This is a genomic window from Leucothrix pacifica, from assembly GCF_003172875.1.
In the GTDB taxonomy this organism is placed as follows: Bacteria; Pseudomonadota; Gammaproteobacteria; order Thiotrichales; family Thiotrichaceae; genus Leucothrix; species Leucothrix pacifica.
On record NZ_QGKM01000053.1, the window covers coordinates 1 to 24018 of the forward strand.

General features: G+C 46.1%; 22 protein-coding genes and 1 pseudogene. 18 read left to right on the forward strand and 5 right to left on the reverse strand.

Features of this window, described 5'->3' with window-relative positions:
• Positions 1 to 117 precede the first annotated feature (117 nt).
• The 7 genes and pseudogenes from DKW60_RS16360 to DKW60_RS16390 all read left to right on the forward strand — a co-directional run bounded on the left by DKW60_RS16360 (position 118) and on the right by DKW60_RS16390 (position 10508).
• A pseudogene (locus DKW60_RS16360) lies at positions 118 to 1389 on the forward strand (IS256 family transposase).
• Positions 1349 to 2836, forward strand: coding sequence for a MocR-like pyridoxine biosynthesis transcription factor PdxR (pdxR, locus tag DKW60_RS16365; RefSeq protein ID WP_109838742.1), 1488 nt, complete (start codon positions 1349 to 1351; stop codon positions 2834 to 2836). The pseudogene DKW60_RS16360 and the gene pdxR overlap by 41 nt, the downstream one beginning before the upstream one ends.
• A 191-nt stretch (positions 2837 to 3027) precedes the next feature.
• Positions 3028 to 4791, forward strand: coding sequence for a sulfoacetaldehyde acetyltransferase (gene xsc / locus DKW60_RS16370; RefSeq protein WP_109838743.1), 1764 nt, complete (start codon positions 3028 to 3030; stop codon positions 4789 to 4791).
• Positions 4792 to 4981: 190 nt separating this feature from the next.
• Positions 4982 to 6565: an FMN-binding glutamate synthase family protein gene (locus tag DKW60_RS16375; RefSeq protein WP_109838744.1), complete on the forward strand. Its 1584-nt coding sequence runs from the start codon at positions 4982 to 4984 to the stop codon at positions 6563 to 6565.
• A gap of 123 nt (positions 6566 to 6688) precedes the next feature.
• Positions 6689 to 7684 carry a phosphate acetyltransferase gene (pta, locus tag DKW60_RS16380; RefSeq protein ID WP_109838745.1) on the forward strand — a complete coding sequence of 332 codons (996 nt, stop codon included), beginning with the start codon at positions 6689 to 6691 and terminating at the stop codon, positions 7682 to 7684.
• A gap of 41 nt (positions 7685 to 7725) precedes the next feature.
• Positions 7726 to 8700: an AAA family ATPase gene (locus DKW60_RS16385; RefSeq protein WP_109838746.1), complete on the forward strand. Its 975-nt coding sequence runs from the start codon at positions 7726 to 7728 to the stop codon at positions 8698 to 8700.
• A 95-nt stretch (positions 8701 to 8795) separates the two neighbouring features.
• A complete protein-coding gene (locus DKW60_RS16390) occupies positions 8796 to 10508 on the forward strand; it encodes a cobaltochelatase CobT-related protein (RefSeq protein ID WP_109838747.1) in 1713 nt (570 codons plus the stop codon).
• A gap of 94 nt (positions 10509 to 10602) precedes the next feature.
• Here DKW60_RS16390 and DKW60_RS16395 read toward each other — a convergent pair whose 3' ends face one another.
• Together DKW60_RS16395 and DKW60_RS16400 are read right to left on the reverse strand one after the other, a co-directional pair.
• A complete protein-coding gene (locus tag DKW60_RS16395) occupies positions 10603 to 11181 on the reverse strand; it encodes a YceI family protein (protein ID WP_109838748.1) in 579 nt (192 codons plus the stop codon).
• Entirely contained in the window at positions 11178 to 11729 is a 552-nt protein-coding gene (locus tag DKW60_RS16400) for a cytochrome b (RefSeq protein ID WP_109838749.1), read from the reverse strand. Before DKW60_RS16400 ends, DKW60_RS16395 begins: the two co-directional genes overlap by 4 nt.
• Before the next feature lie 100 nt (positions 11730 to 11829).
• Here DKW60_RS16400 and DKW60_RS16405 point away from each other — a divergent pair, with 100 nt between their 5' ends.
• The 10 genes from DKW60_RS16405 to DKW60_RS16450 all read left to right on the forward strand — a co-directional run bounded on the left by DKW60_RS16405 (position 11830) and on the right by DKW60_RS16450 (position 21097).
• A complete protein-coding gene (locus DKW60_RS16405; RefSeq protein WP_181389749.1) occupies positions 11830 to 12756 on the forward strand; it encodes a LysR substrate-binding domain-containing protein in 927 nt (308 codons plus the stop codon).
• Complete coding sequence (locus DKW60_RS16410) at positions 12756 to 13706, forward strand: ribonuclease T2 family protein (RefSeq protein WP_181389750.1); 951 nt, start codon at positions 12756 to 12758, stop codon at positions 13704 to 13706. Before DKW60_RS16405 ends, DKW60_RS16410 begins: the two co-directional genes overlap by 1 nt.
• Before the next feature lie 156 nt (positions 13707 to 13862).
• Positions 13863 to 14564, forward strand: a complete 702-nt coding sequence (locus DKW60_RS16415) for an arginyltransferase (RefSeq protein ID WP_109838752.1) — start codon at positions 13863 to 13865, stop codon at positions 14562 to 14564.
• Between the two features lie 117 nt (positions 14565 to 14681).
• Positions 14682 to 15935 carry a UDP-N-acetylglucosamine 1-carboxyvinyltransferase gene (gene murA, locus DKW60_RS16420; RefSeq protein ID WP_109838753.1) on the forward strand — a complete coding sequence of 418 codons (1254 nt, stop codon included), beginning with the start codon at positions 14682 to 14684 and terminating at the stop codon, positions 15933 to 15935.
• 21 nt (positions 15936 to 15956) lie between these two features.
• Positions 15957 to 16592 carry an ATP phosphoribosyltransferase gene (gene hisG, locus DKW60_RS16425; RefSeq protein WP_109838754.1) on the forward strand — a complete coding sequence of 212 codons (636 nt, stop codon included), beginning with the start codon at positions 15957 to 15959 and terminating at the stop codon, positions 16590 to 16592.
• A 14-nt stretch (positions 16593 to 16606) separates the two neighbouring features.
• Positions 16607 to 17671, forward strand: a complete 1065-nt coding sequence (locus DKW60_RS16430; protein WP_109838755.1) for a 3-deoxy-7-phosphoheptulonate synthase — start codon at positions 16607 to 16609, stop codon at positions 17669 to 17671.
• Positions 17672 to 17679: 8 nt separating this feature from the next.
• Positions 17680 to 18978, forward strand: a complete 1299-nt coding sequence (gene hisD / locus DKW60_RS16435) for a histidinol dehydrogenase (RefSeq protein ID WP_109838756.1) — start codon at positions 17680 to 17682, stop codon at positions 18976 to 18978.
• A 4-nt stretch (positions 18979 to 18982) separates the two neighbouring features.
• Complete coding sequence (locus DKW60_RS16440) at positions 18983 to 19732, forward strand: Nif3-like dinuclear metal center hexameric protein (RefSeq protein WP_109838757.1); 750 nt, start codon at positions 18983 to 18985, stop codon at positions 19730 to 19732.
• 63 nt (positions 19733 to 19795) lie between these two features.
• On the forward strand, positions 19796 to 20155 hold the full coding sequence (locus DKW60_RS16445) for a VOC family protein (protein ID WP_109838758.1): 360 nt from the start codon (positions 19796 to 19798) through the stop codon (positions 20153 to 20155).
• A gap of 111 nt (positions 20156 to 20266) precedes the next feature.
• Positions 20267 to 21097 (forward strand): lysozyme, encoded by an 831-nt coding sequence (locus tag DKW60_RS16450; RefSeq protein ID WP_109838759.1) that lies wholly within the window; start codon positions 20267 to 20269, stop codon positions 21095 to 21097.
• 33 nt (positions 21098 to 21130) lie between these two features.
• On the opposite strand, the gene DKW60_RS16455 is transcribed toward DKW60_RS16450, so the two are convergent.
• From DKW60_RS16455 to DKW60_RS16465, 3 genes are all read right to left on the reverse strand, one after another.
• A complete protein-coding gene (locus DKW60_RS16455; RefSeq protein WP_109838760.1) occupies positions 21131 to 21625 on the reverse strand; it encodes a hypothetical protein in 495 nt (164 codons plus the stop codon).
• A 223-nt stretch (positions 21626 to 21848) separates the two neighbouring features.
• The gene (locus DKW60_RS16460) at positions 21849 to 22724 is read right to left on the reverse strand and encodes a fumarylacetoacetate hydrolase family protein (protein ID WP_109838761.1); all 876 of its coding nucleotides are present in this window, start codon (positions 22722 to 22724) and stop codon (positions 21849 to 21851) included.
• Between the two features lie 25 nt (positions 22725 to 22749).
• Positions 22750 to 23220, reverse strand: a complete 471-nt coding sequence (locus tag DKW60_RS16465; RefSeq protein WP_109838762.1) for a hypothetical protein — start codon at positions 23218 to 23220, stop codon at positions 22750 to 22752.
• A gap of 198 nt (positions 23221 to 23418) precedes the next feature.
• Here DKW60_RS16465 and DKW60_RS16470 point away from each other — a divergent pair, with 198 nt between their 5' ends.
• The gene (locus DKW60_RS16470) at positions 23419 to 23985 is read left to right on the forward strand and encodes a GlcG/HbpS family heme-binding protein (RefSeq protein WP_181389751.1); all 567 of its coding nucleotides are present in this window, start codon (positions 23419 to 23421) and stop codon (positions 23983 to 23985) included.
• Positions 23986 to 24018: the final 33 nt, after the last annotated feature.

The window sequence follows — 24018 nt, forward strand, 5'->3', positions numbered from 1 at the left end:
CAATTCAAAAATGATGCACTAGTAGTGCCCAGCAGGTGATCTATATTAAGTTCTGATTGCCGAGGCTGTAAATTGAACTGTGTATCTGCTCAATCCTAACCTGTTAGAGTAGATCACATGAATAAGAAACAACTTAAAGCCTTAGCTAAAGAGGCCGCCCAAGGCCTCAATTCCGAAGAAGATATTGCAGCACTCACCAAATTGTTGCGCCAATCCTTCTATGAAAAAGCGCTTGATGCAGAGCTTGATGACCACCTTGGTTATCATCGTCACGAAGCAAAATAAGGAACCAATAGCCGCAACGGCTATACCAAAAAGACGGTAAAAACGGATGACGGTCAATTAGAAATTAACACACCCCGTGACCGTCAGAGTGAGTTTGAACCGCAGATTATTAAGAAGCGTGAAACACGTACGCCGGCTTTAGATAGTAAAATCCTTAGCCTGTATGCAAAAGGAATGACAACACGTAGCATCGTTGAAACCCTGAGCGAGTTTTACGGGGTAGACGTCTCTCCGACGTTGATCTCCAATGTAACCGATAGTGTGCTTGATCTCATTACTGAATGGCAATCACGACCATTGGATGACGTTTATCCCATCATTTATTTAGACTGTATCGTGCTTAAAGTCCGACAGAATAAGCAAGTCATCAATAAGTCGGTGTATCTCGCGTTAGGCGTTAATATGGAAGGGCACAAAGAGCTGTTAGGCCTTTGGATTACTGAGAATGAAGGCGCTAAGTTCTGGTTGGGTGTACTCACAGAATTGAATAATCGTGGCGTGAATGATGTTCTGATCGCCTGTGTTGATGGGCTTAAAGGTTTTCCTGATGCCATTAATACCGTCTTTCCTAAGACTCAAATACAGCTGTGCAGTGTGCATATGGTGCGCAACTCACTGAAGTTTGTTCCCTGGAAAGACTATCGTGAAGTCACGAAAGATCTAAAGCGGATTTACCAGGCTGCCACGGAAGAAGCCGCGTTGCTGGCACTGGACAGTTTTGCTGAAAAGTGGGATAAAAAATATCCTTTAATCAGTCGCTCGTGGCGTGCACATTGGGAAAACCTAAACACACTGTTTCTTTATCCAAAAGACATCCGCAAAGCGATCTATACGACCAATGCCATTGAGTCGCTAAACAGTGTGATTCGTAAAGCCACTAAGAATAGAAAGCTCTTTCCAAATGATGATTCGGCTAAGAAGGTTGTGTATTTAGCCATTCAAGAGGCATCAAAAAAGTGGAGTATGCCGATCCGGGATAGAGTTGCTTGTTTTATTTCATCTGGACTACACTGCAATAGTGCCAGACAGATGTTTGGTATAAATTGCGACTCTGAGGGTGTCAATGAAAAGCTTATGGAACCGTTTAATCAAGCTGGATCGTAAAAGTAGCAAGAGCCTGCAAATACAAATTCGCGAGGGCATTGTTACTGCCGCACTCGAAAAATTACTTGAAACGGACAAACCTTTACCATCCTCACGCGAATTGGCTAAAGAGCTGGAAGTTGCCAGAAACACCGTAGTGCTGGCCTACCAGCATTTAGTTGATGAAGGATTCCTTGACTCTCATGAACGCAAAGGCTTTTTTATTAATCCGCAGGTGTATCGTGACCGGATAGATCAGCCGAATACCAGCGATCAGAACATAGCCGAAGATTGCCCGGACTGGTGTAAGAAATTATTATTAAAACAACCTTCACTGCAACGTAATATTCGTAAGAATAAAAACTGGAAAGATCACCCATACCCTTTTATTTTCGGTCAACTCGATTTTAATTTAATCCCTATTCATGAGTGGCGGGAATGCGTGCATTACTCTCTCAATGTGGGGGAGATGCGTCAATGGGCAACGGATCAGGTGGATGAAGACGACCCGCTACTGATCGAGCAGATTCAAAAGCGCGTGCTGCCACGCCGGGGTATCTGGACTAAGCCTGAAAACATTATGGTGACACTCGGTGCGCAGAACGCCTTGTATATTATTGCCAGTTTATTGGTCGGTAGAGATACCAAAGTGGGTATCGAAAACCCAGGCTATCCGGATGTTCGTAACATCATGCGCCTCAAAACGATGAACCTTGTTGGATTAGAGGTTGATAATGACGGTTTAGTGATTGATGAGCATTTTAGTGATTGTGACGTAGTTTATGTGACACCAAGCCACCAAGTGCCGAGTGGCGTCACCATGTCACATAGTCGTCGACATGCCTTACTGGAAACTGCGACTCGCGAGGGGATCGTCATTATTGAGGATGACTTTGAAGCTGAGTCTAACTTCAAACACGAACCTCAGCCCGCCCTGAAAAGCCTGAGTGATACCGCGCCTGTCATTTATGTGGGCAGTACCTCTAAAACGTTTGCACCGGGTTTGCGACTTGGTTACATGGTGGCGCCTGCCAAGATGATTCAGGAAGCTCGTGCCTTGCGCCGCCTGATGTACCGTCATGTGCCCGCAAATAATCAACGCTCCGCTGCTTTGTTCATTAGTCTCGGCCACTACGATAAAATGATTGGCCGCTTGCATACGATCTATAAAGAGCGTTGGCAGGCTATGTATGAAGCTATTGAGAGGCACCTGCCAACGCTAAAGTGTGTACCTAACTTTGGAGGCTCATCTTTTTGGCTGGAAGGCGATAAAGATCTTGATGTTGATGTGATGGCCGCTGCGCTTGAGCAACAAGGTGTGATAATTGAAGCAGGCAGTGTATTTTTTATTGGAAAAAATGCCCCTAAGAATCATTTTCGCTTAGGCTATGCATCAATACCGGTTGATAAGATTGAACCCGGTATTTTGATGATAGCGGATTACCTCTACGGTAGACTCCATGAATGATTTTTCAATAAATTGTCGTTGAAAGTTTCATTAAATATCAAGATTGACGGTATTCACTAATTCGTCCGTTTCTGGTACCACGATAAAGGTTATCTGGTTCTATTCAGTTAGGTGCTATTTTCCTAGCATCGGACATCATTACTATTCAACCGCATTTCTAAAGATTGCACCCACAGGAAAGGAAATTAATAATGACCAAAATGACTCCAAGTGAAGCTTTTGTTGAAACATTAGTGGCGAACAATGTCACTGATATTTTCGGCATCATGGGCTCAGCGTTCATGGACGCGATGGATATCTTTACGCCAGCCGGAATTCGCCTGATTCCTGTAGTACACGAGCAAGGTGCAGCACACATGGCAGATGGTTATGCGCGTGTGTCAGGCCGTCATGGTGTTTGTATCGGACAAAATGGTCCGGGGATTACTAACTTTGTCACAGCAATTGCTGCGGCTTATTGGGCACATAGCCCGGTAGTTGCGATTACACCTGAGACGGGCGCGAGTACCACAGGATTAGGTGGTTTTCAGGAAGCAGAGCAGCTGCCATTCTTCGAAACTATTACTAAGTATCAGGGGCACGTCACAATCCCTAAGCGTATGGCGGAATTCACTGGTCGCTGTTTCGATATTGCGATGCAGGAAAATGGTCCTACTCAACTAAACATTCCTCGTGATTTCTTCTACGGAGATATTGAGTGTGAAATCCCTCAGCCTATCGTGATTGAGCGTGGTGCGGGTGGTGAGAATAGCCTTCAGGAAGCAGCAGACTTGATCGCACAAGCTAAGACACCAGTGATTATTTCTGGTGGTGGTGTCGTCATGAGTGGTGCGGTTGACCAGTGCATTGCGCTGGCAGAGCGTTTAGGTGCGCCAGTTGTTAATAGCTATCTTCACAATGATTCATTCCCGGCAAGTCACCCACAATGGTGTGGACCACTAGGATATCAGGGTTCTAAAGCGGCTATGCGCCTGATCTCCGAAGCCGATGTAGTTATCGCATTGGGTACGCGCCTTGGACCATTTGGTACTCTGCCACAACATGGTATGGACTACTGGCCGAAAGATGCCAAGATCATTCAGATCGATTGCAACTCTCGTATGCTTGGTCTGGTTAAGAAAATCTCTGTCGGTATCTGTGGTGATGCCGGTGCAGCGGCGACCGCTATCTCACGCTTGATCGCTGATAAAGAGTTGGCTTGTGATGCGACTAAAGACGAGCGCATGGCTCACACTGCAGCCACAAAGGCAGACTGGGAAGCAGAACTGGACGCATGGATTCATGAGAATGATGACTTCAGTCTGGATATGATTGAAGAGCAATCAGGTGAGGAAGGTAACTACCTACATCCGCGTCAGGTACTGCGTGAGCTTGAAAAAGCAATGCCTGAAGATGTCATGGTCTCTACAGACATTGGTAACATCAACTCTGTTGCAAACAGCTACTTACGCTTTGAAAAGCCACGCAGCTTCTTCGCACCAATGAGTTTTGGTAACTGTGGTTACGCATTGCCAACCATTATGGGAGCTAAATGTGCTGCTATGGATCGTCCGGCGGTTTCATACGCGGGTGACGGTGCATGGGGCATGAGCATGATGGAAGCCATGACCTGTGTTCGTGAGAACATTCCGGTCACTGCGGTTGTTTTCCATAACCGTCAGTGGGGTGCTGAGAAGAAGAATCAGGTTGACTTCTACGGACGTCGTTTCGTTGCAGGTGAGCTTGAGAATCAAAGTTTCGCTGGTATTGGTCGTGCAATGGGCGCTGAAGGCGTGACTGTTGATAAGCTGGAAGATGTTGGTCCGGCTCTGAAAGAAGCGATCCGTATTCAGATGGAAGAAGGAAAGACAACGATCCTTGAGATTATGTGTACTCGTGAGCTGGGCGACCCGTTCCGTAAAGATGCACTGTCAAAGCCGGTTCGTCATCTGGAGAAATACAAAGACTACGTTTAACACCGTATCTCGTTTAATCAGTTGCACTGGTGGTGCGTTGTCATTACCAGTCAATTGGTTCCTCCGGGCACGTCAGTTTCGCTGACGTGTTTTTTTCACTGTGCATCCTTGAGGAAGTGAATATAATGAGTCCATTTTTTAGACCGCTACATTATTCACTAAACTATAAATAGAAAAGGAAACTGTCTACATGAGCGTCCGCACGGTGTTTGTTCTAACTGCAGTCATTAGTACTGTCGCAACAATCTTTCTTAGTTTTTTCTGGCCAGCGTTACTTTGGCTATTCCTGATCATAGTGCCACTGGTTTTGCTCGGTGTGCATGACATGACGCAAAAGCGTCGCTCTCTGTTAAGACTTTACCCGGTGGTTGGACGCATCCGTTATATGCTGGAATCAATCCGTCCGGAGATTCAACAATATTTTATCGAATCTGACATTGATGGCCGTCCTATTAGTCGTGAGTTTCGTTCTTTGATATACCAGCGAGCAAAAGGACAGCGCGATACGCGTCCTTTTGGTACGTTATTTGATGCCTATCGGGAAGGGTATGAATGGCTGGCTCATTCGATTTCACCGAGTCATATCGAAGATCACAATCTGCGTGTTGTATTTGGTGGGCCCGACTGCAAGCAACCATACGCCGCATCACCGCTGAATATTTCTGCGATGAGCTATGGCTCGCTAAGTAAAACGGCCATTAAAGCACTCAATAGTGGCGCCAAAAAAGGTGGCTTCGCGCATAACACCGGTGAGGGTGGTGTAAGTCCATACCATCTGGAAGCAGGTGGTGACCTAATCTGGCAAATCGGTACGGGTTACTTTGGTTGCCGGAATGCTGAAGGTGGCTTTGACGCTGAGCAATTTGCTGAAACAGCGAATCTTGAGAATGTAAAAATGATCGAGATCAAGCTGTCCCAGGGTGCTAAGCCAGGCCATGGTGGGATTTTACCAGCCGCTAAGCTGACGGAGGAAATTGCTGCGATACGACATGTACCCATGGGTAAAGATGTGATATCGCCTTCAGGCCATTCCTCATTTTCTGATCCACAGGGTTTGTTAGCTTTTGTTAAACAATTACGTGAGTTATCCAATGGCAAACCGATCGGCTTCAAGCTATGTATTGGTCGTAAGTCTGAGTTCTTAGCCATTTGCAAAGCGATGGTAATCACAGGTATTACACCCGACTTTATTACCATCGATGGAGGTGAGGGCGGCACTGGTGCATCCCCCGTTGAGCTGACTAATTCTGTAGGAACGCCAATGCGGGAAGGTTTGAGTTTTGCGAATGCAGCACTAATTGGATTTGGCTTGCGCGACAAAATGCGATTAATTGCTGCGGGTAAAGTATTTTCTGCGTTCCATATGGCCAGAACCATGGCTTTAGGTGCAGATACTGTCAATGTCGCACGTGGCATGATGTTGGCATTGGGCTGTATACAGTCCAGAAGTTGTAATAACGATCATTGCCCAACGGGTATCGCGACACAAAATCCAGAGCGGTATATGGCACTGGATGTGACTGATAAGTCTGAGCGAGTTGCCCGCTATCAAGGAGCGATGATCAAGCATTTGGTTGAGATTATGGAAGCGGCTGGATTGCACCGTGTTGAAGATATTAGTCCGGATCTGGTAATGCGCCGCGTTAATAATGAAACGGTTAAAACATTCTCAGAGCTTTATCCGGCACTGGAATCCGGCTGTTTGATTAATGAGAATACTGTTCCCGATGGTTGGTTAAGGGATTGGGCGGCTGCTAATCCGGGACAGTGGTAGTTTAGGCTTAACCGGTTCGGGACTGATATTAAGCTTTAACCGGATTAATACCTCCGCTGAGCTGCTAGGTATTTTGTTGTTAAATCAGTATCCTGCAAAGGACTTATTTTTGGGAGAAAGGACATGTCGATTTTACAACAACTGGTTCAACGCGCACAGGCAGCACCGGGCCGTATTGTTTTAACGGAAGGTGAAGACGAGCGCATTATCACAGCGGGTGTGCGCCTCAGTCAGGATAAGGTGGCGACGGTAACGTTGCTGGGTAATGAGTCGGTTATTCAGGAAAAAGCGGCAGCGGCAGGTATTGATTTGTCTGGTGTTGCGATTATTGATCCGAGGACATCCGCCTTGCGTGAACCACTGTCTGAGTTACTCCATGAGATTCGTGCCAAAAAGGGTATGACAGCTGAAAAAGCCTACGAGCTTGCCGGTGAAACTTTATGGTTTGCCAATCTAATGGTTAAGGCAGGTCATCAGGATGGCGTGGTGAGTGGGGCGATTCATACCACAGGTGATGTGGTCAGAACCGCGATTCAGGTGATTGGCGTCGATAAAGCTTTCAAAATGATTTCCAGTTTTTTCCTGATGGTGCTGGATCAGCCGCATCATCCTCGTCAGGGAGGCATGGTGTTTTCGGATTGCGGTTTGATAATTGACCCAAACGCAGAGCAGTTAGCAGAGATTGCATCAGCAGCAGCTAATAGCTATCAATCCCTTAGTGGTAAAGAAGCTAAAGTCGCCATGCTGTCATTTTCAACTCATGGCAGTGCAGCACATGCTGAGGTTGAGAAGGTGTCTGAAGCAACGCGCTTGGTCAAAGCAGCTCGTCCGGATCTGAGTATTGATGGTGAAGTACAGCTGGATGCAGCGGTGATTCCTTCGATTGCAACGCGCAAAGTGAAGGACTCAGAAGTACATGGAGAAGCCAATGTTCTGGTATTTCCTTCTCTGGAAGCCGGCAATATTGGTTATAAGCTGGTGGAACGTTTTTCTGGCGCTAAAGCGATTGGACCATTGCTGCAAGGCTTGGCCCAACCCGCTAACGATTTATCCCGTGGCTGTAACGCGGATGATGTTTATTACGTCGCTGCAGTGACAGTAGTACAAGGGCAGTTATAAGGCTGCTGAAATAGTTCAGGCCTGAGGCCGGTAGGTGATTAGTGACAAATATTCTGGAAATGAAACCCGATCAGCAAGTATCAGTACGTGATTTATTTGGTATTGATATGGATTTGATGGTGCCAGCTTTTAGCGAACGTGACGCCCATGTTCCTGAAATCGATAAAGCCTACCGCTTTAATGCTGATGTTACTCTGGCGATATTGGCCGGCTTTATGAAAGATCGCCGGGTGATGGTACAGGGCCTGCACGGTACGGGTAAATCTACTCACATTGAGCAGGTTGCAGCACGGCTTAACTGGCCTTGTACACGCGTAAATCTCGATGGTCATATCAGTCGTCTGGACCTGGTCGGTAAAGACACCATCGTTCTGCGTGATGGTAAGCAAGTCACTGAGTTTCAGGAAGGTATTATTCCCTGGTCACTTCAGCGCCCAACCGCACTGATCTTTGATGAATATGATGCAGGTCGCCCTGATGTGATGTTTGTGATTCAGCGGATTTTGGAACGGGATGGTAAGTTTACCTTGCTGGATCAAAATAAAGTAATTCGGCCCAATCCATACTTCCGCTTGTTTGCGACTGCCAATACCGTAGGTTTGGGTAATCTGAATGGTTTGTATCATGGGACTCAGTTGCTAAATCACGCCCAGGTAGACCGCTGGAATATCGTGACAACGCTGAACTATTTGCCTCATCAGGAAGAAGTCGAGATTGTTGCGGCGCGTGTTGAAACGATGAACAATGAACGCGACCGTGGGATTTTAAGTGGCATGGTGGCACTGGCCGAGTTAACCCGAAACGGTTTTGCCGCCGGAGATCTCTCTACACTGATGTCACCGCGCACCGTTATTTCATGGGCGGAGAACTATGAGATATTCCGTGACCTGGGCGTGTCATTCCGGCTGTCGTATCTTAATAAATGCGATGAGGCTGAGCGCAGTACCGTCGCTGAGTATTATCAGCGCTGTTTTGATGAAGAGCTGCCAGAGTCTTATGCGGTAGGGATGTCGTAATATCTGATAAATCGGCCTTTGAAAGTGATCCGCTTTCAATTGCTTAAACGAACTCACCAGCTACTTAGCCAAACTGCTAATAAACGGAAACTAACGTGTCTGATATCGCGCAACACACCAAACATCATGAAAAAATGGAAGCACTCTGCGGTGCGTCTGTGCGTGCAGTATCAGGCCACCCACTATTGTATTTCCGTGCACGAAAACTATATAACGGCACGCAGAAATTACCCATCAATGCCGCTCATTTACAGGCTGATCCAGACACTGATGGTTTTTCATCGCAGCGTGCGATTAGTGATGCGATGGCCTTGCGATTTCAGCATCATGACCCGGCGATTCACAATAAGTATTGCCCGACAGATGCCGTGGAACGTTTGGTGTTTGAGCTACTTGAGCAAATTCGAGTAGAGAGCTTAGTGCCTGACCGCTTTCCGGGTGTTAAACATAATCTAAAGCAGCGATTTACCGATTGGTCCATCGAGTTTTATAGCTCCGGACTCACGGAGGGGCAGTTTGGGATTCTGTTGTATACCATTTCGCAAATTGTCTGGGCGCGCCTGAATCGTTGGCACGTGATAGAGCAGACCGAAGATCATATTGAGGCAACGCGAGCCAGTCTGGTTCCATCGATGGGTAATGATTTAAAAGGACTGATGACGTCAGTTAATAATCAGGAGAGCTATGCGCAACATGCTTTAACCATAGCCCAGTTAGTTACTCATCTGATGCAGTCTACCGATGAAGGTCCTAGTGCCCGAAACCGTGAAGATAATAAAGAGCTGGATGCATCTAAGTTCAAGTTGTTATTAGACTTTGATGATGAAGACGATGAGATTGTCGCTCTGGCAAAAAGCGGCGAAAGTCGGGTATTTGATGAAGCGAATGCGGCTTACCGTGTTTTCACCCGTCAATATGATCGGGAGGTGGATGCCACTAAATTAGTACGTGCTGCACAACTCAGAGAGTACAGAGTCCAGCTCGATGAGTTAATAGCCAAGCAAAGCATTAATGTGCCTCGACTGAGTCGTAAATTGGCAGCACTGTTTGCTGAACCGGTGCGTGACGGCTGGAATTTTGGTCAGGAAGAAGGCTATCTCGATGGACGGCGCTTGTCACAATTGCTGACATCACCCACGGAGCGACGTTTATTCCTACGTGAGCGTCATGTACCCAAAGCTGATTGTGCCATTACATTCTTACTGGATTGCTCTGGCTCTATGAAACAACACAGCAGCAATGTATCTATGCTGGTGGACATTCTGGTGCGCGCGTTGGAACAAGCAGGTGTGATGACTGAGGTGCTAGGCTTTACCACCAACACCTGGAATGGTGGGCGAGTGGCTAAGGACTGGTTAAGAGCAAGACAACCAGAACATCCGGGCAGGCTGAATGAGACCTGTCACATGATTTTTAAATCGGCTGATGCCAGCTGGCGGCGCAATCGTAGTGGGATTGCCGCACTGTTTAAGCACAGTTTGTTTCGAGAAGGTGTTGACGGAGAAGCACTGCAATGGGCTTGTGGCCGCTTATCATCAAGAGATAGCCGACGCAAAATTGTAGTCGTCATCTCCGATGGATCTCCGATGGATACCGCGACCAATAAGGCTAACGATGAATTCTATCTGGATAATCATCTAAAAGCGGTGGTTGAGGGAGTAGAGGCGCAGGGTGAAATTAATGTGTATGGCTTAGGTGTAGGCTTGGATTTGAGCCCATTTTATCGACAATGCTTAGCGGTAGATCTGGATAAAGGACTCAGTCAGGAAATGTTCGCAGAAGTGATTGGTTTATTGTCCCGACACTAGTCAGAAAAATGCTATTTCAGGTGTTTGCTGCCACTATAAAATAAGGGTAGTACTCAAAATTTGGGCACTACCCTTAGTGTATTACTCTCCAGCGTTATTTCTTTTTTACACCTTCGATATACAGGTTCAGATCAATCGTTTCAGAGACTGGACCAAGAATATTCTTAATGCCGTAGTCCGTCAGATTGATACTGGTAGTACCGGAAAATCCTGCGCGCTCACTACCCCAAGGGTCTTTTCCCATTCCACTGATAGCAACATCGATAGTCACTGGCTTGGTGACGCCGTGCAGTGTCAGATCGCCTACCAATGTGGCTTTCTTGTCATCACTCACTTTGAAACTGGTGCTTTTAAAGGTGGCTTCAGCGTGTTTATCAACATCCAGAAAGTCTCCGCCGCGCAAGTGCTTATCACGTTCTGCATGGTTGCTATCGATACTGCTGGTATCGATAGTGACTTCAACGCTTGATTCATCCGGCTTTTCAGGGTCATAGCTAAAGGTGCCTTCAAACTCATTGAAGCGTCCTACCACCCAGCCATAACCAAGGTGACTGACTGAAAAGTTAATGGCAGCATGAGCGCCTTTGGTATCAATGGTGTAATCGGCTGCAAAGCTGTTTGCAGCAAACGGAAGTGCGGTTGCCAGTAATGCGGTTGATAGTATTCTTTTCATCGTTGTTTCCTAAATGTCATGTGTTTAAGTGTGTCATCACGATCGATAAAGTGATGTTTTAATGCGGCAGCAGCATGTGCCGCTGCAAGCAGTATTAAGCTCCACGCGAGGTAGAAGTGAATCTCACCAACCAAATCCGTAGCATCAGCACTCAGCTCCTGAAAGGCCGGAACCTCGAACCAGTCAAAAAACTCAATTCCTTTACCTTTTGCGGTTGAAATTAAATAGCCGCTGATACCAATCAGAAAGATTAGTACATATAAGGCTCGGTGAGTCCATGTCGCGAGTGTTACTTCCCACGGTTTATGGGTAGGCAGTGCTGCTGGTTTCGTGTTGCTGATTTTCCAGATGATGCGAAATAGCAGTAAGCCCATCACCAATAATCCGAAGCTCTTATGCCACCAGGGGAGAACATGATACAAGCTATCGTAATAGCCGAGATCCGTCATATACAGCCCCACTGCGAACAGTGAAACCATTAACAGTGCCATGAGCCAATGCAATGTAATTGTGACTGATCCATAGGCGGTGGAGGTATTTCTTATCAATGCTTAATCCTTAATGTGAGAAGAGTGTGTCTCTTCAGATGAGACAATCATAAGCCTCTGCTATATTTACGCAATTAGAAAAAATTGGATGCAGCCATCGATGAATTCGAACTATAAAATTGATCTGGATAGTCTACGTGTTATCGAAGCAATTGTGGATCAAGGCAGCTTTTCCGGTGCTGCAGCGGTGTTACATCGGGTGCCTTCAACGATTTCGTACACCGTATCCAAACTGGAATCACTGTTTAATGTTAATTTTTTCGAACGTGAAAAACAGGGTGTAAGACTGACTGAAGCGGGTCAGGAGTTGGTTCGTCACTCTCGCCATTTATTGCAAGTTGCGGATGATGCGCAACGTTCGATAGAGCGAATCGCCAGCGGCTGGGAGTCAGAGCTTAGAATTACCTTGGGCGACTTAGTCAACCCGAATGCCTTGTTACCATTATTTAATCATTTGCTTGAACAGTCCCCTAAAATGCATATACGTACTAATATCGAAGTACTTAATGGTGTGTGGGATAGCCTGGCTACCAATCGGGCAGACATTGTGATTGGGGCAGATATCTTTATTCCTGAAGTGATCGGTGCGGTGAGTACCAGTGACTTAGGTAATTTTGACTTTGTGTTTGCAGTGGCTGCGGATCATCCGCTTGCCTCGGTTGAGGAACCTTTGTCCCATGATGACATCAAGCCCTATCATGTAGTGGCGGTTGCGGATACATCGCGCAACATTCCTCACCGCTCGATTGGCTTACTAGATGGGCAAGCGGTGCTGACAGTACCTGATCACAAGGTAAAGCTGGAGGCTCAGCGACTCGGCTTAGGTGTAGGCACAGTAGCGCGGCAACTGGCGCAACCTTATATCGATGATGGGTCGATGGTGATCAAAGCAACAGAAATGGGTAGTGATCGTCCATTCCCCATGATCTGCGCCTGGAAAAAACATCATAAAGGGCTTGGGTTAAAATGGCTGGTAGAACAGCTGCAAAAAGACGAAATCAAATTACAATTATTGGACGTACATTAATGAATAAAAAAATATTGGGCTCACTAGTGCTAACAGTGGGTTTCTGTTGGCAATCACCCTTATTGGCCAGTGAAAAGCTGGACGGAACCTTTACGTTGACCAAAAACTGCAATGCTTACAGCTCTATACGTAAACAATCAAATCCGGTAAAGCTAAGCGTCGGAGAGCAGTACAAAGTTGTCGCTAAGAACAAAGCTTCTGCGACTCATTATCGAATCGTTGTATCAGACAGCCGCTCACAAAATAACTGGGTGGCAGTGGAGTGTGGATCACTTGATGGTAAGGCTGCACCGGTATCCACTAATACAGGTGGATCATCCAAAGATTACCTGTTGGCTCTGAGTTGGCAACCGGGCTTTTGTTTAACGCATGGCAGCAAGAAAGAGTGTAAGTCTGGTAACAGTCGTTCTTACTCTGCTTCACATTTATCACTTCATGGTCTGTGGCCGCAACCACGTGATAATGCTTATTGTGGTGTGAGTGAAACGGTGAGGAGCATTGACCGAAGAGGGCGTTGGGATTTACTAAAGCCGTTGACCTTAAGTGCGACAACCAAAAAGGAGCTAAGCAAAGCAATGCCTGGATTTGCATCTTTGCTACAACGTCATGAATGGGTAAAACACGGTACGTGCTACAGCAAGACAGCCGAAGAATATTATGTGGACTCGGTGCATTTGACGAAGCAGGTGAATCTCACTTCACTTGATGAGTTGATTACCAGTAAAAAGGGTAAAAAGATTAGCTTGTCTGAGATTCAAAAGAATGTCGCAGCGTCACTCGGCAAACAGGCCGCTTCACGTGTGGCATTACGCTGTGGTCGTCGCAATCAAATCACGGAATTATGGATTGGCTTACGTGGTGATGTGAAGAAAACACCGATTGCAGCGTTAATGGCACAAGGTAAAGCGCCGCAGTCCAATTGTAAATCCGGCCTCGTTGCGAAGTACTAGGCCTGAGTATTCACTTTGTCGGATGGTAGGCCAAATGGCTTGCCTCCGATCAGGGTTTTATTGCGACCATAAAATAGCCACATTAAGCTACGGCTAAGCCTGAGGTAACCCCCAATTTGCCTCATATCTCTGTCAAATTAAGGTACAATACCCTTTATGGATTTTTCTAAACCCCTCAAAATATACCCCACAGCGATGCACGCATGCTCTTACCTACCGGGTCAGGTAGCCAGAAATGCAGTGGTCGATCCTGAGCTTGCGATGACAATGCAAGTTTATGATTATCTTATCAAATCAGGATTTCGACGTAGTGGCAGTCAGGTATATCGCCCGTATTGTGAGAACTGCAGCGGATGCATTACCACCAGGGTTGCGGTTAATGAATTCAAACCCGACCGGAGTCAGCGGCGCAATGCCAAGCTGAACCAAGACCTGACGGTCAAACTGAACAAAGAAGGCTTTAAATCCTGCTACGCTGAGATGTATGAAAAGTACCTCAAAGACCGTCATGAGGATACTGAAGCGGATGGTGTTGAAGACTTTTTAACAGCGCATTGGTGCGATACTTTATTCGTAGAGTTTTATGAGCAGGACGAGTTGATTGGCGTTGCGACGATCGATCAGTTGGAGTCCGGTTTATCAGCGGTGTATACCTTCTTTGATCCCGATAAAGGCAGTAAGCGAGCATTAGGTGTATTCGCACTGACTTGGCAGATTAATTATGCCAAAGAGCTTGGGCTGGAATATGTTTACCCCGGTTACTGGATCAAAGACTGCCGTAAAATGAACTACAAAACCCGATATCAACCATTGGAAGGTTTGGTGCAGGGCGTCTGGAAGCCTCTGGAAAAGCAATAAACCGATACTAATCTTAAATTTCATGACGAATCCGGCTGCATGCCTAATCGCAGGGTGTTATTCACGGTTAATTTGGTTATGATTCGCTTTTGTTTTTTACTGCAGGAATCAGGCTAGATGCAGAAGTTTCAGATTGAAGGTGGTGTGGCGCTGGAAGGCGATGTCGTTATCTCAGGTGCAAAGAATGCGGTATTACCGCTTCAAGCTGCCACTTTATTAGCGAATGGTCCGATGATTATTCGCAATGTGCCGCGCCTGAAAGACGTCAAGACTATGGGCGCACTCATCGAAGGCATGGGTGTGACCGTCAATATCGACGACGATAATAATTTTTCTACCGATGCCGAGACTATCAGTAGTCAAACCGCACCTTACGACTTAGTAAGAACCATGCGTGCATCAATCCTTGTATTAGGGCCATTATTGGCTCGTTATGGTAAAGCTGAAGTATCGCTGCCGGGTGGTTGCGCGATAGGTTCACGTCCGGTTGATATTCATCTGTCCGGTCTCGAAGCCATGGGCGCACAGATTACAGTGGAAGAAGGTTATATCCGTGCGGAATGTGAGCGCTTGCAGGGTGCCAATATCAGTATGGAAAAAATTACTGTCACGGGTACTGAGAACTTGTTAATGGCAGCCGTTTTGGCTGAAGGCACTACCGTTCTGAACAATGCAGCACTGGAACCTGAAGTGGTTGATTTGGCGAACTGTCTGATCGCTATGGGTGCAAAAATCCAAGGTGCAGGGACTAATACCATCACGGTTGAAGGTGTCGAGTCACTCAAAGGCGTTGACTACTCCGTACTACCTGATCGTATCGAAACAGGAACCTACTTAGCTGCTGCTGCCATTACCGGTGGTCGTGTTCGCTGTTTAAATGCTGCGCCAGACACTTTGACCGCTGCACTCAATAAGTTCCGCGACGCTGGTGCCAAAATCACCGAAGGTGATGACTGGGTTGAATTAGATATGCGTGGCCGCAAACTAAAAGCAGTAGACATTCATACGGAAGCACATCCGGGGTTCCCGACTGATATGCAGGCGCAATTTATGGCGATGAATGCTGTCTCAACGGGTATTGGTGTGGTTGTGGAGAATATCTTCGAAAATCGCATGATGCATGTCGCAGAATTAATGCGTATGGGCGCTAACATTCGTTTGGAAGGTAATACCGCGATTGTTGCAGGTATGCCTAGCTTAAAAGGTGCTCCAGTGATGGCGACTGACTTGCGTGCATCGGCATGTTTGATTCTGGCCGGTCTGGCTGCAGACGGTGTGACATTGGTAGATCGTATTTATCATACGGATCGTGGTTATGAGCGTATTGAAGATAAACTCACTGCGATTGGCGCAAGAATAAGCCGTAACTAAGGGCACAGGGATACAAAAGGCATGACTGACACAATTACCATTGCGCTGTCTAAAGGGCGCATCTTCAAGGAGACAATGCCTCTGCTAAAAGCAGCGGGTATTGAGGCGTTGGATGATCCGGAAACCAGCCGAAAGCTGATTCTCGACACGACGATTGATCATATTAAATTGGTCATTATCCGGGCGACGGATGTGCCTACCTACGTTCAGTACGGTGCAGCTGACTTAGGTGTTGTCGGTAAAGATGTGTTGATGGAGCATGGCGGCGATGGCTTGTATGAAATGCTGGATTTGAAGATTGCTTGCTGCAAACTAATGACTGCTGGGCTTAAAGATGTGCCATTGCCAGAAGGCCAGCTAAAAGTAGCAACCAAGTTTGTAAACTGCGCACGTAATTACTTTGCAGAGCAAGGTCGTCAGATTGAAGTGATCAAGCTTTACGGTTCTATGGAGTTAGCACCGATTGTTGGCTTAGCAGACTGCATTGTTGATGTGGTCGATACGGGAAATACACTTCGTGCAAATGGTTTAGTACCCCAAGAACACATGGCGGATATTAGTTCACGCTTAGTGGTCAACAAGGCTTCAATGAAAACAAAACACGACGGTTTAAAGCAAATTCTGGATCAGGTCGCTGCTGCAGTCGATAAAGGTTAATAAAGGGCAAAATTATGAAACACAATACAGATGACTTACGGATTACAGGCATGGTTGAAGTTTCCTCTCCGGCTGAGCTAATTCAGGAGTTTCCTTTAACTGAGACAGCAGGTGAGACGGTTTATCAGGCACGTCAGGAAGCACATCGTATAATCAAAGGTGAAGATGATCGCTTACTGGTTATTGTTGGCCCTTGCTCGATTCATGACACTAAAGCAGCGCATGAGTATGCGGATCGTTTATCTGCGCTCAAAGAAGAGCTTAAAGATAATCTGCAAATTGTGATGCGTGTTTACTTTGAAAAGCCGCGTACCAGTGTGGGTTGGAAAGGGCTTATCAATGATCCTGATATCTCTGGTGAGTTCAATATTAACAAAGGCCTGCGCGTAGCCCGTAAATTGTTGTTAGAGTTGTCTGAGAAAGGCATGCCAGCGGCAACAGAGTTTCTAGATTTAATATCTCCTCAGTATGTAGCGGACTTAATTAGTTGGGGTGCTATTGGTGCACGTACCACTGAAAGTCAGGGGCATCGTGAATTAGCCTCTGGTAGTTCATGCCCAATCGGCTTTAAAAACGGCACCTACGGTAATGTCGATATTGCGATTAATGCCATTAAAGCGGCCTCTAAGCCGCATCACTTCCTGTCGGTGACCAAAGAAGGCCATTCTGCGATTTTCAGTACCGCGGGTAATGAAGATTGTCACGTGATTCTGCGTGGTGGTATTCGTCCAAACTATGACTCTGTCAGTGTGGAAGATGCCTCTAATGAGTTGCGTAAAAATGGCCTGTCACCATCACTGATGGTTGATTTTAGTCACGCTAACAGCCGTAAAGATCACAATAACCAACCTAAAGTCTCGACAACGGTTGCTAACCAGATTGCCAACGGCAGCTATGACATTAGCGGTGTAATGATTGAGAGTCATTTGGTGGCCGGAAATCAGAAAGGCGAGGGTGTTGATAAGAGCACGCTGACTTATGGTCAGAGTATTACAGATGCTTGTATTGGCTGGGAAGATACGGAAAAAGTACTCAAGCAGTTGTCTGACGCTGTTGAGACGAGACGTAAGCAGAAATAGGTTTTCACATGGATATTAAGCGCTTAAACACTGACGACGATCAGTTCTGGGCTGATTTAAAAGGCATGCTGGAATGGGAGACGGTGTCTGACCAACAGGTGTTTGAAACGGTCAACGGCATTCTTGCAGATATTCGCAGTCGTGGAGATAGTGCGCTCATAGAATACACGAATCGTTTTGATCGTATGAATGTTGAATCGATGGTGCAGTTGGAAATCTCTCAGGAGCGTTTACAACAGGCCCTTGAGACCATTCCGGAAGCGCAGCGAATCGCGTTGCAAACGGCTGAAACCCGTATACGTGTGTATGCCGAGCATCAGAAAATGGAGTCTTGGCAGTTCACTGAAACAGACGGTACGGTGCTAGGTCAGCAAGTCTCACCGCTAGATCGCGTTGGTTTATATGTACCCGGTGGTAAGGCAGCCTATCCATCATCTGTACTCATGAATGCTTTGCCTGCGAAAGTTGCCGGTGTTGAAGAGCTAATCATGGTGGTACCTACACCTGATGGTGAAGTCAATGAGCTGGTATTAGCCGCTGCTGCGGTTGCCGGTGTTGATAAGGTATTCACTGTTGGTGGCGCTCAGGCTGTTGCTGCACTTGCTTATGGTACAGAGAGTATTCCGCAGGTTGACAAGATCGTTGGGCCAGGAAATATCTTCGTTGCGACTGCAAAGCGCATGGTTTTCGGTACTGTCGGCATCGATATGATTGCTGGCCCGTCGGAGATTTTGGTGCTGTGTGATGGCAAGACTGATCCTGACTGGATCGCTATGGATTTGTTTTCACAAGCGGAGCATGACGAAGACGCTCAGGCAATTCTGGTGACGACTGATGCGGAGTTTGCCGATAAAGTTGTACTTAGCATTAACCGGCAGATCGAAGAAATGCCACGTGCTGACATTATTCGTGAGTCTATGAGTAGCCGTGGCGTGATCATTGTGGCCAATGATATGGATGATGCGGTTGAGGTTGCTAATTATATTGCACCGGAGCATTTGGAGTTGTCTGTGGATGGTGCCATGGATGTTGCTGCCAATATCCGTCATGCCGGCGCCATTTTTGTCGGTCGTTACACCTCAGAAGCATTGGGGGATTACTGTGCTGGCCCGAACCATGTATTGCCAACATCACGCACTGCGCGTTTCTCATCGCCTCTGGGGGTGTATGATTTCCAGAAACGTTCTTCGCTAATCCAATGCTCTGCGGATGCAGCTTCTCGCTTGGGCAAGACAGCATCTGTCTTGGCTCGTGGTGAAGGTTTAATTGCGCATGCACGCTCTGCTGAGTACCGCATTAAGGACTAAATGAATGGTTGCACTGACGACACTGGTTGAATCCATTGATAGTTTATTGGATGTAGCGCGCTTTAAAGATTACGCGCCGAATGGCTTACAGGTAGAAGGTAAGTCTGATGTGCAACGCATTGTCTCAGGCGTCACTGCGAGCAAAGCATTGATCGATGCGGCTATTGAAGCTAAAGCCGATGCGATTCTGGTTCATCACGGCTGGTTCTGGCGTGGTGAGGATCAACGTATCGTCGGCATGAAAAGATATCGGATCAAAGCCTTACTGGATCATGACATCAGCTTACTGGGTTATCACCTGCCTTTGGATGCCCATCCTGAACTTGGTAATAATGCACAATTAGCTAAGCAGCTTGGGTTTATCAGCGAAGGTGTGATGAATGCTGAGGGCGTTGGTAATTATGGACACCTTGAAAAACCGATGACTGCAAGTGAACTGTCAGCGTACATGCAGCAGCGATTAAATCGTACCCCTACGGTGGTGACTGCTGGTGATCATCCCATCAAAACTATCGCTTGGTGTACCGGTGGTGCGCAGTCTTATATTCAGCAAGCGATAGCTTTAGGTGTGGATGCTTACGTCAGTGGCGAGATTTCTGAGCAAACTACTCATGAAGCGCGTGAGAATGGTATTCATTATTTTGCAGCGGGTCATCATGCGACTGAACGCTATGGCGCTCCGGCACTAGGTGAGTATTTGGCACAGCAGTTTGGCATAGAGCATCAATTTATCGATATTGATAATCCGGCCTAGCTCAATCACTATCACCATGACCGTGTTTATTGCGGCCAGAACTTCACCCTGAGGAGTCATCCAATGAACCAGCATGAAAAATTAAACTACGTCGAGTTCGCAGCCAGTAATCTTGAAGCTACCAAAACGTTTTTCAGTGATGTCTTTGCATGGGAGTTTGTTGACTATGGGCCGGAGTATACGGCTTTTAACAACGAAGGTCTGGATGGTGGCTTCTATAAAGCAGATATGGCCACCACAGCTGCCACAGGTGGTGCGTTGTTAGTGTTTTACAGTGCCGATATCTGTGCAACTTTGGAGAAAGTGCGTAGCAACGGTGGTCAAATTACTGAGGAGATATTCGACTTTCCCGGTGGTTGTCGTTTTCATTTTATCGAACCAAGTGGCAATGAGTTTGCTGTGTGGTCTGAAAAGGTAAAATAGCTTTATCTCATAGAAAGCTTTATTCAAAGCTGATTACATATATCGATACTTGAACGATTCTGGTCTTATTCGCGACTATAATGCTGTGATTTAAAGGTTCGTTTAAATTTTATGATGAAAATGTCCAGACAAGGCATTCGCACTCTGATTGATTCAGAGGACTCTGTGAACGTCGTCTATAATGATCAGGCCGGCCTTCCAACTATTGGTGTCGGGCACTGTATGACTCAATCAGAAGTCTCGAGTGGCAAGATTGAATTGTCTGATGGTTCTGTCATTGATTTACGCAAAGGGCGCATCAGTAAGGCTAATATCGAGCGTTTGCTGGCGGATGATTTGATACCGCGTGAAAAAGCAGTCAACCGCATGGTCAAAGTGACTCTTGATCAATATCAGTTTGATGCACTGGTACATTTTGTCTTTAATGTTGGCACTGGTGCATTCCAAAAAAGTACACTTTTGAAACGCCTGAACGCAGGCGACTATGACGCAGTTCCGGATGAAATTCGCAAATGGAATATTGTTACCATTGGCGGACAAAAACAGGTTAGTAGAGGACTGGCGAACCGTCGGGAAGTTGAGTGTTCTATGTGGGAAGAGGGCTGCTCAGCTGATTCAGCCGCAGCAACGACGTCCCGTAAACGAAGAACCCGAACTTCGTTAAAGTCCTCCGGAAAACGTAAATCATCATCCTCGAGCTCGTCCTCTGGCAAGTCTGAATCAAAGCGTACCAATGACGCTTCATCTAAGCATTCAAAACCTGCTTATCAAAGCAAAATTATTGCACTTGCAGTGACCACCGGAGTGACTTATCTGGGTACTAAATATGGTATTGAGGTGCCTGCTGAGTGGCGCTCAGAGATAGAGAGTGGCATCGTGGTGGCTGGCTTGGCGGGAGTAGCGGTACTTAGAAGATGGTATACTGATCAGGATTTACACTAACCTGGTCTACTGAGGTGTAACGAGTTTTCGGACCTACCAATCGATAGTAAAAGTCATGTAGTAGCTGTCTTGATTATCTATTGGATAGAGTAAGCGGTATTTGTGGCCACCGCGACCGGTGTAGTCCGTTTGTTGAATTTTAGTGTCACGGTTATTCAGTGCAACATCCTGAAAATAACGTGTACTGACTTCAGTTAATCCGAATGTTGATTTCAGGCTATTGCTGATATCCGTGAGTGTGAATAATTGGCCAACTCTATGTCTGACTAAAACATCAGCAGTGCAATCCATATCCTGTGGGGTCACTGCATAGTCTATCTCACCAATCATGATCTCGTAAGCATCGTTGAATTCAGGATTTCTGCGTAGTCCACGCGTCTCAAGAAAAGTGGTTGCGGCCTTGGGGTTATCTTTAAATGCGAAGCAATATTTCTTAAAAATATTAACAAAATCAGATACATGGCTTTTTTGATTAGCAGATACATGAGTAGACATTAGGAGTAATGCCGTAGCATATAAAACTTTCATTACCATTAGAGTCCTGAATTAAGGGGGCTAATATTTAGCTGACACGAAGCGTTTATTGTATAGCCATTTTAGTTAACTTGCATCTTGTTTACTATGCCTACGACATAGCAATTTCTTATTGCTTGGTGTGGCTCAGATTAATATAGTTCATTTTTTATCATCTGAGTGGCTAAATTTAATGCATAGGTCTTTTTGAAATGGTGCAGGGGTTGCGAGCTTAACTTTATACGACAGGATTGCTTAAAACGCCAATAGACTCTATTTCACACTCGACGACGTCACCACTCTTTAAGAACTCCGGTGGTGTACGCGCAAACCCGACACCGTTTGGTGTACCAGTGGCGATGACATCTCCGGCTTCAAGCGTCATGGTTTTTGAGAGTGTGACAATGATCTGTTCAATATCGAAAATCATTTGTTCGGTTGAGCCTGTTTGTTTGTCAACACCATTAACACGACAACTAAGTTGTAGTTGTTGAGCGTTCGGTATTTCATCTTTACTCACAATGACAGGTCCCATTGGGCAGCCACCGTCGATACTTTTACCAATATAGAATTGCTTATGGGCAAACTGCAGATCTCTGGCGCTGATGTCATTGATAATGGTGTAGCCAAAAATATGATCCTGAACATGTTCAGGTTTTATCGCTTTACCTGTCTTGCCAATAATTACCCCAAGCTCAACTTCCCAGTCCAGCTGTTCGGAAATATCAGGATCTGCAGGAATAGGGGTGCCTGGTCCAATCACACTGAAATTAGATTTTGTGAAGACAATTGGCGCTTTAGGGGTCTTGGCATTGCGGCCGGCAAAGTCAGCAGCTTCAACGATGTGGTCAAAATAATTGAGGCCCATGCAAATAATGTTTTTATTCGGACGAGGGATTGGTGCTAACAGTTGTATATCTTCTAAACCAACCATGCATGATTTGTTGGGTGAAAATTCTGCCAGTTTTTCATCACGCTTGGGATCTGCAATTAACGTCTGAATATCTTTCCAGAATGTAGCGTGGGCGTTCTGTAGCGAAGGTAGGTAATAATGTCCGTCTGACTCAACAAATACGACACTATTACCCTGATACAAACAGCTTCCTAAGCGCATTTTTTATTCTCTGTGGTTGATGTGATTATTTTTTTACTGACAAACGGTTAGCATTACCAGCGGCATAACTATAGGCCGGTTTGATACTCTTTTTCAATGTGTCAATAATCTCATTGCTCAATTTAAATCCATCGATTGCACACGCTTCAGTAACCTTCATTATCTGTGATTGTGTGGATATCAAATCGATAGGTGCAGCAGGAAAATCAATATTGTTGCTACGTCTGATATTCTTTTGACAGGCAGCCAGAATTGACTGATTCATTTCAACCCAGCCTTTCCAAAGTACCTGACTGCCAGCTTGAGCGGCATCAACTTTTTCAAGCGTCATCGTCTGCGCTTCATTTTCCTGCCAGCGAGGTGTCGCAGCACCGTGTTGCATAAACATCGTTCTGTAAGCAATTGTCTGCGCTGACACGGCGCTCAACTGTGATACTGTCATACTCAAGTCGACTAACTTGTTAAATGTTTTAACGCTTTCCAGATAGAGTTGCATTTTTGTGTTCCTTGTCGATACAGGCTTAGGATAAATCCATGTTGTCTGGGTTAAGTATAACTGACTTTTGAGGTGAGTGAATAATTTTATTGTGCACTGCAGCATGGTTGTGTTTTGCTCATGCCTTTTTGTACAATACATTGAACCCAGATAATGGATGCGATACTAAACATTTTACTACGATCACAGAGCAGCATAATGAAGAATAAGAAACAAATGGCCCTCATTACTTTAGCCGTCACATTGTCAACGTCCCTGTTTGCGACAGAAGATAGTGCCATTAAAAATAGTATAACGGTTAATCAATTAACGCTTGCCTCTGCGATACAAGCTGCTCAGGTTAGTATTAGTACGTGTCGCAAAAATGGATTTCAGGTCAGCGCATCCGTTGTTGATGGCTCCGGGCAGGTGCAGGTTGTGCTGCGTGATACTACTGCCAGTGCAATCTCTGTGGAGCTGAGTAAGAAAAAGGCGACTACTGCCGTTCATTTTCGTAAGAATACAACGCAACTAGCAGATCTGTCTGACACTGCAGTCGGGCGTAGTGAAGGTGTTTTGATGTCTGCTGGTGGCGTGCTGATAAAGCTTGATGACGATATATATGGTGCAGTGGGGGTCAGTGGTTCATTTGGCGGTGCGACTGATGATCAGTGCGCAACCGCTGGCGCAAACGCTATTATTGAGGCTCTACAGAAAGACAAGGCTCAGATCAAAAATCTGGAAACAACAAAGAGTAATGAGCCGGTAGCCGAAGAACAGAAGTAGTCTCAGGCAACACACTTTATTAGTCCTCTTCAA